This is a genomic window from Parafrigoribacterium soli, from assembly GCF_040227235.1.
In the GTDB taxonomy this organism is placed as follows: domain Bacteria; phylum Actinomycetota; class Actinomycetes; order Actinomycetales; family Microbacteriaceae; genus Parafrigoribacterium_A; species Parafrigoribacterium_A soli.
In genome coordinates this window covers 706,818-719,723 of sequence record NZ_JBELNZ010000001.1, presented here as the reverse complement: position 1 = coordinate 719,723, position 12,906 = coordinate 706,818, and the positions used below count along the sequence as shown (strand labels likewise).

The following is a 12,906-nucleotide window of genomic DNA, read 5'->3' as shown; positions in this document are numbered from 1 at the left end:
AGAAAAATGGCTGAACTGGAACAGATCCAGCTCGATCCGAGCAAGGCGCACTGGCTGCCGTACGCGCCCGCGATCAAGGTGCCCGCGAACTCCGAGTACTACTTTCTCTCGGGAGCCACCGCGATCCCGCTGTACCACATGCACCCTCACATCGATGAGGAGTGCGTGCTGCCCGACGACATCCAGGAGCAGACCAGGCGCGTCATGCGCACGATCCTCGAGGTGCTCGAGTTCAACGGCCTCACCTGGAAGAACGTGATCCACGTCTACGAGTTCCTCACCGACATGCGCGACGCCGACCTCATCCACGCCACCATGGGCGAGTTCCTCGCCGGAACCGACTGGAACCCGGCAGACACCATGATCGGCGTGAACACGCTGAGTGCGCCTGGCGCACGGTTCGAGCTCGACGTCATCGCCGCACGCGCAATCGACTGACCGGCCGCGCAAACTTTCAGAGAGAGGTGGCAATCATGGCCATTACACCCGTTCATTCCGATCCCGCTCGCGCGAGCGAACTGCAGTACCCACCGGGCATCTCGGTGTCGAGCACCGACACCCTGTTCTTCATGTCGGGCGCCACGGCGATTCCGCTGTACCACATGCATCCGCACATCGACGCGGAGTGTGTCGTCCCCGACGACATCAGGGAACAGACCCGGCGCATTCTCGTCACTTTCGACGAGATCCTGAAGTTCAACGGTCTTGCCTGGCGCAACGTGGTCAAGTTCACGCAGTTCCTCACCGACATCCGCGAACACGATGCGATCCAGGAGGTGATCACGGAGTTCTTCGCGGGTTCCGACTGGAAGCCCGCGTCCTCCGCGGTCGCCATCAACAGCCTGAGTGCTCCGGGTGCCCGACTCGAGATCGACGTCATCGCGGCCCGATCCGACGACTGAACGAGAAAGCGAAGAACCATGACCAGCATTGAGACCATCCAGCTCGATCCGAGCAAGGCACACTGGCTGCCGTACGCGCCGCTCGTGAAGGTGAGCGGCCCGACGAAGCTCTACTTCCTCTCGGACATCGGGCCGATCCCCACCTATCACCGCCAGCCGCTCAGCCGCGCGGACGCGGTGCTGCCCGACGACATCCGCGAGCAGGCGCGAATGACCTTCCAGAACCTTTCGGACCTGCTGGCCAGTCACGGCCTCGGATGGCAGAACGTCGTCAAGGTGCTCGAGTTCCTGAAGGACATGCGTGAGGCGGATGCGGTGCATTCGGTCATGGGGGAGTTCTTCGGGGACACGAGGTGGTTTCCCGCGAACACGATGGTGCAGGTCGACAACTTCGTCGCGCCCGGCGCTCGCGTGCAATACGACGTGATCGCCGCGGGGCCGCTGAACCCCTAGTCGCTAGGCCTTCAGCGCGACCCGGGCGAGCAGCCCGTCGAGCACCGCAACCTGGTCGACCACGTAGGCCGTTTTAGGGTCGGGCAGCGTGATGACCTTGAGCCCCGCGGTCACGCAGAGGATCTGATCGATGATCTGGTCGTTGCTGAGGTCTGCGGGAAGTTGAGAATCGGCGCGCGCGAGGTCGAGGTGCTGCTGCATCCAGTGTCGCCAGATCGCGGAAGAATCGGCGTGAATCTTCATGAGTTGCTTGTTGACAGAGGTGCGATCCCAGAAGGCGACGGTCACCCGCGACTCCACCGTCCTCTCCTCGTCGAGGGGGAGCATCTCGAGGCAGAGGCAGCGGATCGCCGCGAGTCCCTTGCGCTCGCCGACGGTCAGGGCCGCGCGCTCATTGATGCGGTAGAAGGTCCGTTGGAAGGCGGCGGCGAGAAGCTCGTCTTTGTTCGTGAAGTAGTGCTTGAGGCCGCCGTTTGCGAAGCCCGCTTCGGCCGCGATCTCGCGCATCGTGGCGGCCGCGAATCCGCCGCGCGCGATGATGCGCCAGGTGGCCTCGATGATCTGGATGCGCCGCTGATCGTGGTTCGCCTGCCTAGACAAGTGCGCCTTGCCATCGGGTCGGCGTCGCAGTGATCAACATTTCTCCAACTGTAGACAAAAACAGTTGGCGCGACCAGCCTCAAAGGCACTCGTCGGGGTAAAGCCGGCGCGGTCGAGCCACGCTCGATTTTAGGGCTGCCGAAGGTGAGAGTGTTGACCGGACTGCGCGACCGGCGAGCTAGGAGATGCGCCAGCCGCGATCGACGTAGAGGTTGACGGCCGAGACGCCGCGGTTGTGGAGCAGGAAGGACGTGGCCTCCACGACATCCACCATCGTGGCGAGCTTGCCACCCGGTGTGCGAGACTCGTAACCCTCGAGCACGCCGGCGGGCTTGTCGGCCCAGAAGGGGCTGTCGCCGATGATGCCGGGGTGGATGGCGTTCACCCGGATGGGAGCGAGCTCGAGTGCGAGCGTGTTCACGAGGCCCGCGACGCCGCCGTTGATGGTCGAGACCGTGGTGGAGCCCGGGTACGGGGCATCCTTCGCGCGGCCGCCGAAGAGCACGATTCCGGTCTCGACGCTCGGCTCGAGCCGGTCGAGCAACGTGTGCACAACCTCCGTGTAGCCGACGAGCTTGAGCGTGACGAGGCGTATCGCCCTGGCAATGTCGTACTCGCGCGCCGTGTTCGCGTCGCGCTCGATGGCGGCGAGCACGAGTCCGTTCACCGGACCTACACTGGCGAGCTGGCCCGCGATGCTGTCGGGCTCCGAGATGTCGAGCGCAACCGCCGTGACATCTCCGTCGACGGATGCCGCAATCTCTTCCGTGCGCTGCTGGTCGCGACCGGTCATGACGACGCGATCGCCGTGCGCAACGATGTCTTTGACGATCTCCAGTCCGATTCCGGACGTGCCGCCTACAACGACGATGGTCTTGCCACTCATGGGTTCCTCTCCGGTGCTGGCTAGCAGCGACACTGGACATCTGTGTTCAGTCATGCTTAAATCTGAGTCAAGCTGACTGGTCTGGGATTGTCAAGACTGCACGCGTTACCCTGCGTCCCCGGTCTGGTTACGGCGTGCGAAGGAGCTCGCCGGGCGCTTATCGAGGAGGATGAACGCGTATGTCAAGTAACGGTATGCCCGAGGCCGGACAGCCAGTCGTATTCCGCAACGGAATTGTTCTCACTATGGACGACTCCCACACCGTCATTCCGCGGGGCGATGTTCTCGTGATCGACGGGAAGATCGCCGAGGTGGGCGAATCCCTCGCGGTGCCGGACGGCACCTTCGAGATCGACGCCGAAAACGGCATCCTCATGCCGGGGATGATCGACACCCACAGGCACATGTGGCAGTCGGCGATGCGCGGGTACGGGGCCGACTGGACCCTCACCCAATACTTCGTCTGGTACTACCTCGAGCACGGCATGAAGTTCCGCCCCGAGGATGTCGCAGCAGGCAATGCGATCTCGGCGCTCGACGCGGTCGAGTCCGGTGTGACCACGAGTGTCGACTGGTCCCACGGCCTGCGCACCCCCGAGCACGGTGAGGCCGCCTACGAGGCGCTCGCCACGTCGCCGGGCCGCTTCGTACTCGCCTACGGCAACCTCGCTGGCGCTCCCTGGGAGTGGTCGCAGGATCCCGCCGTGCGCCGGGTCATCGAGCGGGCTCGCGACGATTCGAAGCTGTTCGGCGCCCAGGTCGCGTTCGACGTGCCGGGTGACCCGAGCTTCCCGGAGGCACCCGCCTTCGCCTTCGCCCGCGACCTCGGTGTCAACGTCACGACCCACGCGGGCGTGTGGGGCGCGACCAACGACGACGGCATCCGCAACATGTACGAGAACAAGGTCATGCTGCCCGGTTACGTCTACGTGCACGCGGCCACCCTGAGCGATGAGTCCTACCAGATGATCGCGGCGACCGGCGGAACCGTTTCGCTCGCCACCGAGAGCGAGCAGACCTGTGGGCAGGGCTACCCGCCGTCGCACGTGCTGCGCAAGCACGGCATCCAGGCCTCGCTGTCGATGGACACAAGCGTGTGGCAGAGCGCGGACATGTTCTCGGCCATGCGCGCGACAATCGGCGCCGATCGCTCCTGGGAGCACACGCACGCACACGAGACGGGCGACACTGTGACCCACGTCGCGCTGCGCGTGGAGGAGGTCGTCGACTGGGCGACCCGCGGCGGAGCCAAGGCCCTCGGCAAGTTCGACCAGGTCGGCAGCCTCGAAAAGGGCAAGCTGGCGGACATCGTGCTCATCAAGAACGAGGACTCGCCCACGATGACCCCGATCCTGAACCCCTACGGCCACGTCGTCTACCAGGCGGGCCGCGGAGACGTTCACACGGTGATGGTCGGCGGCGAGATCCTGAAGTCGAACGGCAAGCTCGTCTCCGGTAACCTCCCGGGCGTCAGGAAGCAACTCGAGAACACCGTCGCGTTCCTGCAGCAGTCGCTCGGTGACGACACCTGGCGCTCGGGCATGAACCCCGAGATCCCCGAGAAGGAGATCCTTACCAACCCGTACCAGTACACCAAGTAAGTAGCGGTTGGGCGGCGACTGCCGCTGCGTCGGCCAGAGGCGCAGCGGCAGCTCGTTGGCGTGCTGACGGAGTGCGAGCAGTCGCGCCTCAGTGCGCGACGGCCGCCATCATGGCGAAGTGCGCCGGGTCGGGCGCGAGCTCTCCGCGCTCGATGCGGTGCGCGATCTCGACGACGGCCGAGTTCATCGGCGTCGCGATGCCGAGCCTCGTGCCCTCGGCGGCGACGTGGCCGTTGAGATCGTCGACCTCGCTGTGCCTGGACTTCCGCCAGTCCTGCAGCACCGTTGTGGTGGCCCCAGGCTTCACGAAGCCGGCGAAGAGCTTGTCGAGCATGATCTCCACGACCTTCTCGGGGTCGGCGACCTCGTCCTGGGTGAGCCCAAAGATCGGCAGAACCGGATGCCCGAGGGCGCGCCCGACGTCGAGAGCCTCCTGGCCGGCCTTGAGCATCACCTCGCGCATGCCCGGCACGTGGAGCGCGTCGAGCATCGGAAGGCCGAGGATCGCCGAGGTCACGAGCAGAGTGCTGTTGCTGATGAGCTTCATCCACTTGGTCGCGATGATGTCGTCGGCGAGCTGCACCCGGCCGGAGTGGCGCAGCACCGTGGCGACCTCCTCGACGCGATCCGTCGGCCCTCCCTGTGGAGCACCTACTGCGAACCAGGACTGCGCGACGTCGGTGTGCCGGTGCACGACCCCGGGGTCGGTCATGGTGGACGAAACCTCGATGACGGTGCCCATCGTGCGGGCGGCGCCCACGGCATCCGTGATCGCCCCGACGGTCATGCCGTTCTGCAGTCCCGCGAGTAGTCCGTCCTCGGCGAGGTACGGCGCGATCAGGCGTGCCGCCCAGGGGGAGTCGTATGCCTTGACGAGCATGAGCACGAGGTCGAACTTCTCGCGCAGCGTGGCCACCTCGCACAGGTGCATCACGCGCGGCTTCACGTGCAGTTCGCCATCGGGGGAGAGGATGCGCAGTCCCTCGGCGCGCATCCGCTCGACGTGCTGCGGCCACTGCTCGATGAGCACGACGTCGAGTCCGGCCTGGGTCAGATCTGCGCCGATCGACGCTCCGTTTGCACCGGCTCCGAGCACGGCTATCCGCGACTGGGTCATCTCGGCTCCTTTCGGCGAGGCTGTCATCAGGTTACAGTAGAGATGTACACATCGTGGTGCATGTTGCGCGAATTCGGACCTCCGGTGCGAAGATCGTAAATCTGCACTGAACAGACGAAAGCAGAAGCCAATGATCCTCCACCTCGCAATGTTCACCTGGCGCGACGATGTCACGCCGGAGGCCATCGGCTCCCTCACCGAGGCCCTGACGGAGATGGCTGCGGGCATCCCCGTACTGCGCTCCTACGTCTGTGGCGACAACCTTCACGTGCGCCCGGGCGGTGCCGACTACGCGGTTGCCGCAATAGTAGACAACGAGGCGGACCTCGAGACCTACCTCGACTCGCCCCTGCACAAGGCCGTCTACGACAAGCACCTGGGCGGCATGATCGCCGAGCGCTCCGCAGCACAGCTGCCGCTCGACGCGGGAACCCTGTCATGAGCACGATGCGCGCGGCGGTGCTCCATGCCGTGAACGACCTGCGGGTCGAGGAGCTCGAGATTCCGGTTCCCGGGCCGGGCGAGGTGCTCGTGCGGGTCGCGGTCTGCGGCGTCTGCGGCAGTGACGCGACGGAGTACAGTCGCGGACCCGTGCTCACCGTCATGCCCGTCACGCTCGGACACGAATTCGCGGGAACCGTGGAAGCCCTCGGCGACGGGGTTACCTCGCTGCCCGTCGGTGCCACGGTGGTGTGCGGCGCGGGAGTCTCCTGCGGAGAGTGCAAGCCATGCCTCGAGGGCCGCACCAACCTGTGCCGCCAGTACTCCACGCTCGGGCTGCAGCACGACGGCGGTCTGGCCGGCTACGTCGTCGCGCCCGCGAACATCCTTCTCGATGTCTCTGACACCGGCCTCTCGCTCGATACCCTGGGGCTCAGCCAGCCGATGTCGATCGCGGTGCACGCGGTGCGTCGCAGCGGGCTGCGCGCCGGCCAGGATGCAGTCATCGTCGGAGTGGGCGGCATCGGCGTCTTCATCACCGTGGCGGCCGCTGCCGTCGGCGCGCGCGTGCTCGTCGTCGACCTGAACGAGGAGCGGCTCGCGCTCGCGGAATCCCTTGGCGCCTTCGCGACCCTGAAGGCGGGAAGCGCGACGCTGCGCGAACGCCTCACGGAGCTGGGCATGGATCCGGACGTCTTCTTCGAGGTCAGCGGATCGGCCCCGGGACTCGCCTCCGTTCTCGAGGTCGCAGAGCAGGGCTCGACCATCGTTCCCGTCGGCATCCAGCGCGGCGAACCGGCACTGCCGCTCGGATCCTGGACCCTCAACGAGTACACGATCATCGGCACGGTGGCGCACGTGTTCAAGACCGACATGCCGGAGGCGGTGCGGTTGCTTGGTACTCGACCCGACTGGTCGGACATCGCGCACGAGGTGCTGCCGCTCGACCTCGTCGCTGAGGAGGGGCTGATCCCGCTGACCCAGGGTGCCTCGGGTCAGATCAAAACCCTTGTCGACCCGTGGATCGCCGAGCGCAGGCCCGCCGACCACGCCAGGGTGTGAGGCCTCATGCCGTGAGGCGCCAGGGTGGTCTAGGCGTGAAAGTCGTCCATGACGCGCAGCACGTCGACCGCCGATCCGAGCTGTGAGGCGTCTGGCACGGCTGCCCCGGGTGCATCCGGGAGGCCATCGTTCGTCTGACGTCGTCCGATGACAAACCACACGCCCCTGGCCACGGACGTTCCGTTGTTGGTGAACAGGTGCGGGCGGATGGAATCGAACTGGAGCGAGTCTCCCGGCCCGAGCACGTGAGTCTCGAACTCTAGCTGCAGCGTGAGGTTGCCCTCGAGGATGTAGGCGTACTCGATGCCGGTATGGCGCATGAGCTTGCCCTCGACCGAGCTCGAGGCGCCCGGCTGGTAGGTCACGAGGATCGAGTCGGCCGGACCACCCGGCTGCGAGGCGAGGTGCTCCCAGCGCACGCCGTTCTCCATTTCGAGTACGGCGTTGTCGGATGCGCGCTGCACATTGGGCACGGCCGGTTCGGGGCGATTCGGCTGGGCCGCGGCGCGAGGTCCGCCGGCCGTGCCGCCGAGCAGCTCGTCGAGCGAGAGCCCGAGGTGGTTGGCCATGGCGTACAGCGTCGACACGGAGGGCTGCGTCTTGCCGGTCTCGACCTGCGAGATGAGGCTCGCGGAGACACCCAGAGACTGCGCGAGGCTGCGCAGGCTCAAGCGGCGCTGGGTCCTCGCCTCCCGCAAACGCTCACCGACACTGTTCGCGGTCATGTTCACTCCAAAAGTTTCAGTCGGGGTTGACAGTAACACCGAGAAGGCCGGATATGGCGGCGAAATCGGAATTGCCGGCTGAGATTAAGCGGTCTCTGCGTTAAGCTGTACTGAACGCCATTCGCCGCGGCATGGACGCCGTCGGCACGCCAACGGGAGAAGCACATGAAGAATACTGGCACAACGGGTACCAACGCGGTCGACTGGGAGGAGCGTGTCAATTTCGAGCGTCTGCGCGACGAGCGTCTGGCACGGCTGAAGGCCGAGCTCGACCGTTCCGAGTTGGGCGCCGTGCTCGCCTTCGACTTCTCCAACATCCGCTACATGAGCGCGACCCACATCGGTACCTGGGCCATGGACAAGCTCATTCGCTTCGCCCTGTTGACCCGCAACACCGACCCGATCGTGTGGGACTTCGGTTCGGCGGCCAAGCACCACTCCCTCTATAACCCGTGGCTCGACACCACTTCCGCCGAACTGGATGCCGACCCCAACGCTCCGCACGAGGGCGCGAAGCGGCCGAGGCTCGAGAGCGGATCGCGCGCGGGCATCTCGACCCTCCGCGGAGCCTTCCCGCCGGACGCTGGCATTGCGCAGGAACTCGCGCGCAAGATCAAGCGGGAGCTGCAGAAGTTTGGTGTCGCCGACCAGCCGCTCGGCGTCGACGTGATCGAGCTCCCCATCCTGTTCGCCCTGCAGCAGGAGGGCATCACCGTGCTCGACGGCCAGCAGGTCTTCATGGAGGCCCGCCGCATCAAGACGGGCGACGAGATCAGGTTGCTGACCCAGGCCGCCTCGATGGTCGACGCCGCCTACGAGAACCTCTACGAGTTCCTGCGCCCCGGCGTGCGCGAGAACGAGGCCGTCGGACTCGTGGCGAAGACGCTGTACGACCTCGGCTCCGAGTACGTCGAGGGCGTCAACGCGATCTCCGGTGAGCGCTGCTCGCCGCATCCGCACGTCTTCTCCGACCGCATCATCCGCCCCGGCGACCCGGCCTTCTTCGACATCCTGCACAGTTGGAACGGCTACCGCACCTGCTATTACCGCACCTTCGCGGTGGGCTCGGCGAGCTCGGCGCAGCGCGATGCCTACACGCGGGCCCGCGAGTACATGGACCGCGCGATCGCCCTCGTGAAGCCGGGCGCGACCACGGCAGACATCGTGGCCGTGTGGCCGAAGGCCGAGGAGTTCGGCTTTGCCGACGAGGAGGCCGCGTTCGCGCTGCAGTACGGTCACGGAGTCGGCCTGTCGATCTGGGAGAAGCCGATCTTCTCCAGGCTCACCTCCTTCGACCACCCCGAGGTGCTGCAGGAGGGCATGGTCTTCGCGCTCGAGACCTACTGGCCGGCGGCCGACGGATGGGGTGCCGCGCGCATCGAGGAAGAGGTCGTCGTCACGGCAACCGGCTGCGAGGTCATCACGAAGTTCCCGGCAGAGGAGCTCATGGTCGCGGGCAAGCGCTACTTCACCATCGACGGACCGCTGAACCTCCAGCGCGACTCGCAGTCGCACCTGAACACGACCTGGGGTCGGGGCGAGGCGTGACCCTTCGAGAGCCTCAGGGCAGGCCGCTTCAGGTCGGCACCACGCTCGGGTTCCTCGGCGTCGGCTCGATGGGCTCCGGCCTCGCCGGCCGGCTCATCGGCGCCGGTCATGAGGTGCGCGTGTGGAACCGCTCATCCGGCGCGGTCGACGAACTCGTTGCTCGCGGCGCTGTCGCCGCCGCGAGCCCGGAGGACGCCCTCTCCGCCGAGGTTTCGTTCAGCATGCTGGCCAACGATGCCGCGGCCGAGGCCGTGCTCACGGCCGAGGCGGCGCGCTCTGCCGAGGGGCGCATCCACGTGAACATGGCGTCGGTCAGCCCGGATGCCACCGGCAGGCTCGCGGCCATCTTCGAGAGTGCGGGCGCCGGCTACGTCGCGGCACCGGTGCTCGGCAGGCCGGACGTCGCGGCGGCGGGCCAGCTGCACATCCTGGCGGCCGGCCGCAGCGAGGTCGTCGAAGCGGTCGAACCGTACCTGAATTTGCTCGGCAAGAAGATCTGGCGCTTCGGCGAGACCCCGGGGGTTGCCAACTCGGTCAAGGTCTCGGTGAACTACAACATCATCCACGCGATGCAGGCGCTGGGGGAGACCATCGCCATGGTCGAGCGGCAGGGAGTGGATCCCTCGCTCTTCGTCGAGCTGCTCACCAGCAGCCTGTTCGGCGGCGTCGTCTACACCGGCTACGGCAACGAGATCGCTCGTCAGGGCTACTTTCCGCCGGGCTTCCACATCGAGCTCGGTCGCAAGGACCTCAAGCTCGCCGAGGATGTCGCGGCGGCCAGCGGCGTGAAGCTCGCCACCATGCCCGCCCTCATCGAGGTATTCGAGCGCGCGCTCGCCGACGCCGAACTCTCTAAGGGTGACTGGGGAGCAATCGCCGAGGTGACGCGCCGCGACCTGCTCTGAAGCGCGTCACCTCGAGGCGATCAGCCCTTCCAGACCGTCTTGAGGTTGCAGAACTCGCGGATGCCTGCGGCCGCCAGCTCGCGGCCGTAGCCCGAGTGCTTGATGCCGCCGAACGGCAGCTCGGGGTAGGAGATGGTCATGCCGTTGATGAAGACGGCACCGGCGTCGAGGGCGTTGACGAAGTACTCCTCGTCGTCTGGGTCGGTAGTCCAGGCTGCGGAGCTGAGACCGAAGGTCGTCTGGTTGGCGATCTCCACGGCCTGCTCGCGGCTCTCGACGCGATACAGCGACGCGACCGGTCCGAAGGCCTCCTCGAGCACGAGGCGCATCTCACCGTGCAGGTCGGCGATGAGGGTCGGCTCGTAGAACCAGCCCGGACGATTCGGGGTGTGACCGCCGGTGAGCACGGTGGCGCCATGTGCGACAGCGTCGTCCACGAGCTCCGCGAGTTCGTCGCGGCCCGCTTCGGTTGCCAGCGGCCCCACCTGCGTGGTGGCATCCAGCGGGTCACCGACGACGAGCGAGGAGAGCTTCTCGGCGAAGAGCGCGGCGAAGCGGTCGTAGATGTCGGCGTGCACGATGAAACGCTTGCCCGCGATGCAGGACTGGCCGTTGTTCTGCACGCGCGCGGTGACCGCGGTGTCCACGGCCTTCTCGAGGTCTGCGCTCGGCATCACGATGAACGGGTCTGAGCCGCCGAGTTCGAGCACGGCCTTCTTGATCTGGCCGGCCGCGGTCGACGCGACCTCGCGGCCCGCGGGCTCCGAGCCCGTCAGGGTCACGGCCTTGACGCGGCTGTCGTGCAGCACGGCGGCGACTTCCTTCGAACCGATGAGGAGCGTGGCGAAGGCTCCCTCGGGGAATCCGCCGCGCTCGAACAGGGTGTCGAGGTACAGCGCCGACTGCGGCACGTTCGAGGCGTGCTTGAGCAGCCCCGAGTTGCCCGCCATGAGCGCGGGGGCCGCGAAGCGCACGACCTGCCAGAGCGGGTAGTTCCACGGCATGACCGCGAGCACCGCGCCGAGGGGCTCGTAGCGGGTCCACGCGCTCGAGGCGTTCACGCTCGAGGGATCGGCGAGCTTCTCCTCGGCCAGGAACTCCTCGGCGTGCTTGGCGTAGAAGCGCATGCCCTTGACGCACTTGAGCGCCTCGGCCTTCGCCTGGGCGAGCGGCTTGCCCATCTCGATGGTCATGATCCGGGCGATCTCGTCGGCCTCGGACTCCAGGATGTCCGCCGCGGCGTTCATCCAGACCGCGCGCTCGGCGAAGGTGGTGGCGCGCATGGCCCTGGTAGCGGCATCCGCGAGCGCGATGCGGCGCTCGATTTCTGCGGCGTCGTGCGGCTCGAAGGTCTGCTCGGTCTCACCCGTCGTTGGGTTGATAGTGGCGATTGCCATGGTGGTGCCTTTCGTTAGCTCTCGGTTTCGAAGACTTCCGGATGCCGCAGCAACCCGAGGCGGGTGCGCCGGATGTGCGCGGCAAGAATGTGCTCTGCACCATCCGCATCACCGTCGCGGATGGCGAAGGCAAGCATGTGGTGCTCGTCGTGCACGAGGCGCGTCGCCGGCTCGTCGAGCAGCAGCGTGAAGGCGCGACGGTAGTGCTGGGTGGTGTTCCAGAGGCGCCGCACCAGGTCGCCGAGCACGGTCGTCTGGACCGGCTCGTAGGAACCGAGGTGGAACTCGCGGTCGAGGCGCAGGAACTCGCCCACGTCGTTCGTGCGTTCCATCTCGCTGGCGAGTTCGTCGAGGCGATCCATGTGGGCCTCATCGATGCCGGGCAGCGCGTAGCGCAGCAGCAGCGGTTCGACGCGTTCCCTGGTCTGGTAGACCTCGTCGCACTCGGCGAGGCTGAGGCGGGAGACCCAGGCGCCGGTGTTGGCGATGAGGGTGACGAGTCCGTCGGCCTCGAGGGTGCGAAAGGCCTCGCGTACGGGCACACGGCTCGCGCCGAAGCGCTGGGCGACATCCTCTTGCCGGATGCGCGCGCCGGGAACGTAGTCGCCGTGCAGAATCGCGGTGCGCAGCAGGTCTGCGATGCGCGCACTCGCGTTGCCGTGGGTGGCCGTCGACAGCGACACCGTGGTCTCTGTCATGCCCGCTCCTTCGTGTGGTGCAACTCGCTCATTCCGCGGGTCGTGCCGGATGCCACAGTTTAACCGCAGCATCCTGCTCGTATGCCTTGCCGTTCGGGTAGCTCACGAGCTCGAACTGCATGCCCCATGGGCTGCGGAAGTAGAGCCAGCGCTGCCCCTCTGCGGCCTGCTTGCTCGCGACCGGCTCGCCCATGATCTCGACACCGTGGCTGCGCAGGTGCTCGGCCGCGGCATCCAGGTCGTCGACGTAGAGGGCGACGTGGTGGCCGCCGATGTCGCTGTTCTTCGGCTGCGGCGCCTGTCCGTCGGCGGCCTGGTAGTCGAAGAGCTCGAAGTTCATGCCGTTGCCGAGGCGAAAGAAGCGGATCTCGCTGATCACGGTGCGGGGGTGGACGCCCAGCTGCTGCTGCATCCAGTCGTCGTCTGCCTGCTTGGAACCGAGCGTGTAGACCGGCACCGCGCCGAGCACGTCGATGAAGAATCGTTCGGCTTCGTCGAGATCTGGAACCGTGACGCCCAGATGGTCGACGCCTCTGAGCCCGGGAATTCCTGACATGGTGCCACCTCCTTG

15 protein-coding genes are annotated in these 12,906 nt (G+C 66.5%); 8 read left to right on the top strand and 7 right to left on the bottom strand.

Annotated features, from left to right (window positions below; all coding sequences use genetic code 11):
* Positions 1-6: 6 nt before the first annotated feature.
* The 3 genes from ABUA37_RS03530 to ABUA37_RS03520 are packed head-to-tail and all read left to right on the top strand — an operon-like array spanning position 7 to position 1,355.
* Positions 7-438, top strand: a complete 432-nt coding sequence (locus tag ABUA37_RS03530) for a RidA family protein (RefSeq protein WP_349897731.1) — start codon at positions 7-9, stop codon at positions 436-438.
* Between the two features lie 35 nt (positions 439-473).
* The gene (locus ABUA37_RS03525) at positions 474-902 is read left to right on the top strand and encodes a RidA family protein (RefSeq protein WP_349897730.1); all 429 of its coding nucleotides are present in this window, start codon (positions 474-476) and stop codon (positions 900-902) included.
* A gap of 18 nt (positions 903-920) precedes the next feature.
* Positions 921-1,355 carry a RidA family protein gene (locus ABUA37_RS03520; protein ID WP_349897729.1) on the top strand — a complete coding sequence of 145 codons (435 nt, stop codon included), beginning with the start codon at positions 921-923 and terminating at the stop codon, positions 1,353-1,355.
* 3 nt (positions 1,356-1,358) lie between these two features.
* On the opposite strand, the gene ABUA37_RS03515 is transcribed toward ABUA37_RS03520, so the two are convergent.
* Complete coding sequence (locus ABUA37_RS03515) at positions 1,359-1,955, bottom strand: TetR/AcrR family transcriptional regulator (protein ID WP_349897728.1); 597 nt, start codon at positions 1,953-1,955, stop codon at positions 1,359-1,361.
* A 178-nt stretch (positions 1,956-2,133) separates the two neighbouring features.
* The gene (locus ABUA37_RS03510; protein ID WP_349897727.1) at positions 2,134-2,841 is read right to left on the bottom strand and encodes an SDR family NAD(P)-dependent oxidoreductase; all 708 of its coding nucleotides are present in this window, start codon (positions 2,839-2,841) and stop codon (positions 2,134-2,136) included.
* A 245-nt stretch (positions 2,842-3,086) separates the two neighbouring features.
* On the opposite strand from ABUA37_RS03510, the gene ABUA37_RS03505 reads away from it, so the two are divergent.
* The gene (locus ABUA37_RS03505) at positions 3,087-4,442 is read left to right on the top strand and encodes an amidohydrolase family protein (RefSeq protein ID WP_349897726.1); all 1,356 of its coding nucleotides are present in this window, start codon (positions 3,087-3,089) and stop codon (positions 4,440-4,442) included.
* An 88-nt stretch (positions 4,443-4,530) separates the two neighbouring features.
* Here ABUA37_RS03505 and ABUA37_RS03500 read toward each other — a convergent pair whose 3' ends face one another.
* The gene (locus ABUA37_RS03500; protein WP_349897725.1) at positions 4,531-5,559 is read right to left on the bottom strand and encodes a ketopantoate reductase family protein; all 1,029 of its coding nucleotides are present in this window, start codon (positions 5,557-5,559) and stop codon (positions 4,531-4,533) included.
* A gap of 130 nt (positions 5,560-5,689) precedes the next feature.
* Here ABUA37_RS03500 and ABUA37_RS03495 point away from each other — a divergent pair, with 130 nt between their 5' ends.
* Both ABUA37_RS03495 and ABUA37_RS03490 read left to right on the top strand, forming a co-directional pair.
* Complete coding sequence (locus ABUA37_RS03495; RefSeq protein ID WP_349897724.1) at positions 5,690-6,001, top strand: Dabb family protein; 312 nt, start codon at positions 5,690-5,692, stop codon at positions 5,999-6,001.
* Positions 5,998-7,062 carry a zinc-dependent alcohol dehydrogenase gene (locus tag ABUA37_RS03490; RefSeq protein WP_349897723.1) on the top strand — a complete coding sequence of 355 codons (1,065 nt, stop codon included), beginning with the start codon at positions 5,998-6,000 and terminating at the stop codon, positions 7,060-7,062. Before ABUA37_RS03495 ends, ABUA37_RS03490 begins: the two co-directional genes overlap by 4 nt.
* A 29-nt stretch (positions 7,063-7,091) precedes the next feature.
* Here the strand turns inward: ABUA37_RS03490 and ABUA37_RS03485 are convergent, their stop codons facing one another.
* Positions 7,092-7,787, bottom strand: a complete 696-nt coding sequence (locus ABUA37_RS03485; RefSeq protein WP_349897722.1) for a helix-turn-helix domain-containing protein — start codon at positions 7,785-7,787, stop codon at positions 7,092-7,094.
* Positions 7,788-7,952: 165 nt separating this feature from the next.
* Here ABUA37_RS03485 and ABUA37_RS03480 point away from each other — a divergent pair, with 165 nt between their 5' ends.
* A complete protein-coding gene (locus ABUA37_RS03480; RefSeq protein ID WP_349897721.1) occupies positions 7,953-9,335 on the top strand; it encodes a M24 family metallopeptidase in 1,383 nt (460 codons plus the stop codon).
* Positions 9,332-10,240, top strand: coding sequence for an NAD(P)-dependent oxidoreductase (locus ABUA37_RS03475; protein WP_349897720.1), 909 nt, complete (start codon positions 9,332-9,334; stop codon positions 10,238-10,240). Before ABUA37_RS03480 ends, ABUA37_RS03475 begins: the two co-directional genes overlap by 4 nt.
* Before the next feature lie 20 nt (positions 10,241-10,260).
* On the opposite strand, the gene ABUA37_RS03470 is transcribed toward ABUA37_RS03475, so the two are convergent.
* The 3 genes from ABUA37_RS03470 to ABUA37_RS03460 are packed head-to-tail and all read right to left on the bottom strand — an operon-like array spanning position 10,261 to position 12,891.
* Positions 10,261-11,637, bottom strand: a complete 1,377-nt coding sequence (locus tag ABUA37_RS03470) for an NADP-dependent succinic semialdehyde dehydrogenase (RefSeq protein WP_349897719.1) — start codon at positions 11,635-11,637, stop codon at positions 10,261-10,263.
* Between the two features lie 14 nt (positions 11,638-11,651).
* Positions 11,652-12,335, bottom strand: coding sequence for a GntR family transcriptional regulator (locus tag ABUA37_RS03465; protein ID WP_349897718.1), 684 nt, complete (start codon positions 12,333-12,335; stop codon positions 11,652-11,654).
* A gap of 28 nt (positions 12,336-12,363) precedes the next feature.
* Positions 12,364-12,891, bottom strand: coding sequence for a VOC family protein (locus tag ABUA37_RS03460; RefSeq protein ID WP_349897717.1), 528 nt, complete (start codon positions 12,889-12,891; stop codon positions 12,364-12,366).
* Between the last annotated feature and the right edge of the window lie 15 nt (positions 12,892-12,906).

Excerpts from the sequence above, each read along its gene's own strand:
- ABUA37_RS03530 (WP_349897731.1), top strand. The coding sequence starts at position 7 with ATGGCTGAACTGGAACAGATCCAGCTCGATCCGAGCAAGGCGCACTGG.
- ABUA37_RS03525 (WP_349897730.1), top strand. The coding sequence starts at position 474 with ATGGCCATTACACCCGTTCATTCCGATCCCGCTCGCGCGAGCGAACTG.
- ABUA37_RS03520 (WP_349897729.1), top strand. The coding sequence starts at position 921 with ATGACCAGCATTGAGACCATCCAGCTCGATCCGAGCAAGGCACACTGG.
- ABUA37_RS03510 (WP_349897727.1), bottom strand. The coding sequence starts at position 2,841 with ATGAGTGGCAAGACCATCGTCGTTGTAGGCGGCACGTCCGGAATCGGA.
- ABUA37_RS03505 (WP_349897726.1), top strand. The coding sequence starts at position 3,087 with ATGGACGACTCCCACACCGTCATTCCGCGGGGCGATGTTCTCGTGATC.
- ABUA37_RS03500 (WP_349897725.1), bottom strand. The coding sequence starts at position 5,559 with ATGACCCAGTCGCGGATAGCCGTGCTCGGAGCCGGTGCAAACGGAGCG.
- ABUA37_RS03495 (WP_349897724.1), top strand. The coding sequence starts at position 5,690 with ATGATCCTCCACCTCGCAATGTTCACCTGGCGCGACGATGTCACGCCG.
- ABUA37_RS03490 (WP_349897723.1), top strand. The coding sequence starts at position 5,998 with ATGAGCACGATGCGCGCGGCGGTGCTCCATGCCGTGAACGACCTGCGG.
- ABUA37_RS03485 (WP_349897722.1), bottom strand. The coding sequence starts at position 7,787 with ATGACCGCGAACAGTGTCGGTGAGCGTTTGCGGGAGGCGAGGACCCAG.
- ABUA37_RS03480 (WP_349897721.1), top strand. The coding sequence starts at position 7,953 with ATGAAGAATACTGGCACAACGGGTACCAACGCGGTCGACTGGGAGGAG.
- ABUA37_RS03470 (WP_349897719.1), bottom strand. The coding sequence starts at position 11,637 with ATGGCAATCGCCACTATCAACCCAACGACGGGTGAGACCGAGCAGACC.
- ABUA37_RS03465 (WP_349897718.1), bottom strand. The coding sequence starts at position 12,335 with ATGACAGAGACCACGGTGTCGCTGTCGACGGCCACCCACGGCAACGCG.
- ABUA37_RS03460 (WP_349897717.1), bottom strand. The coding sequence starts at position 12,891 with ATGTCAGGAATTCCCGGGCTCAGAGGCGTCGACCATCTGGGCGTCACG.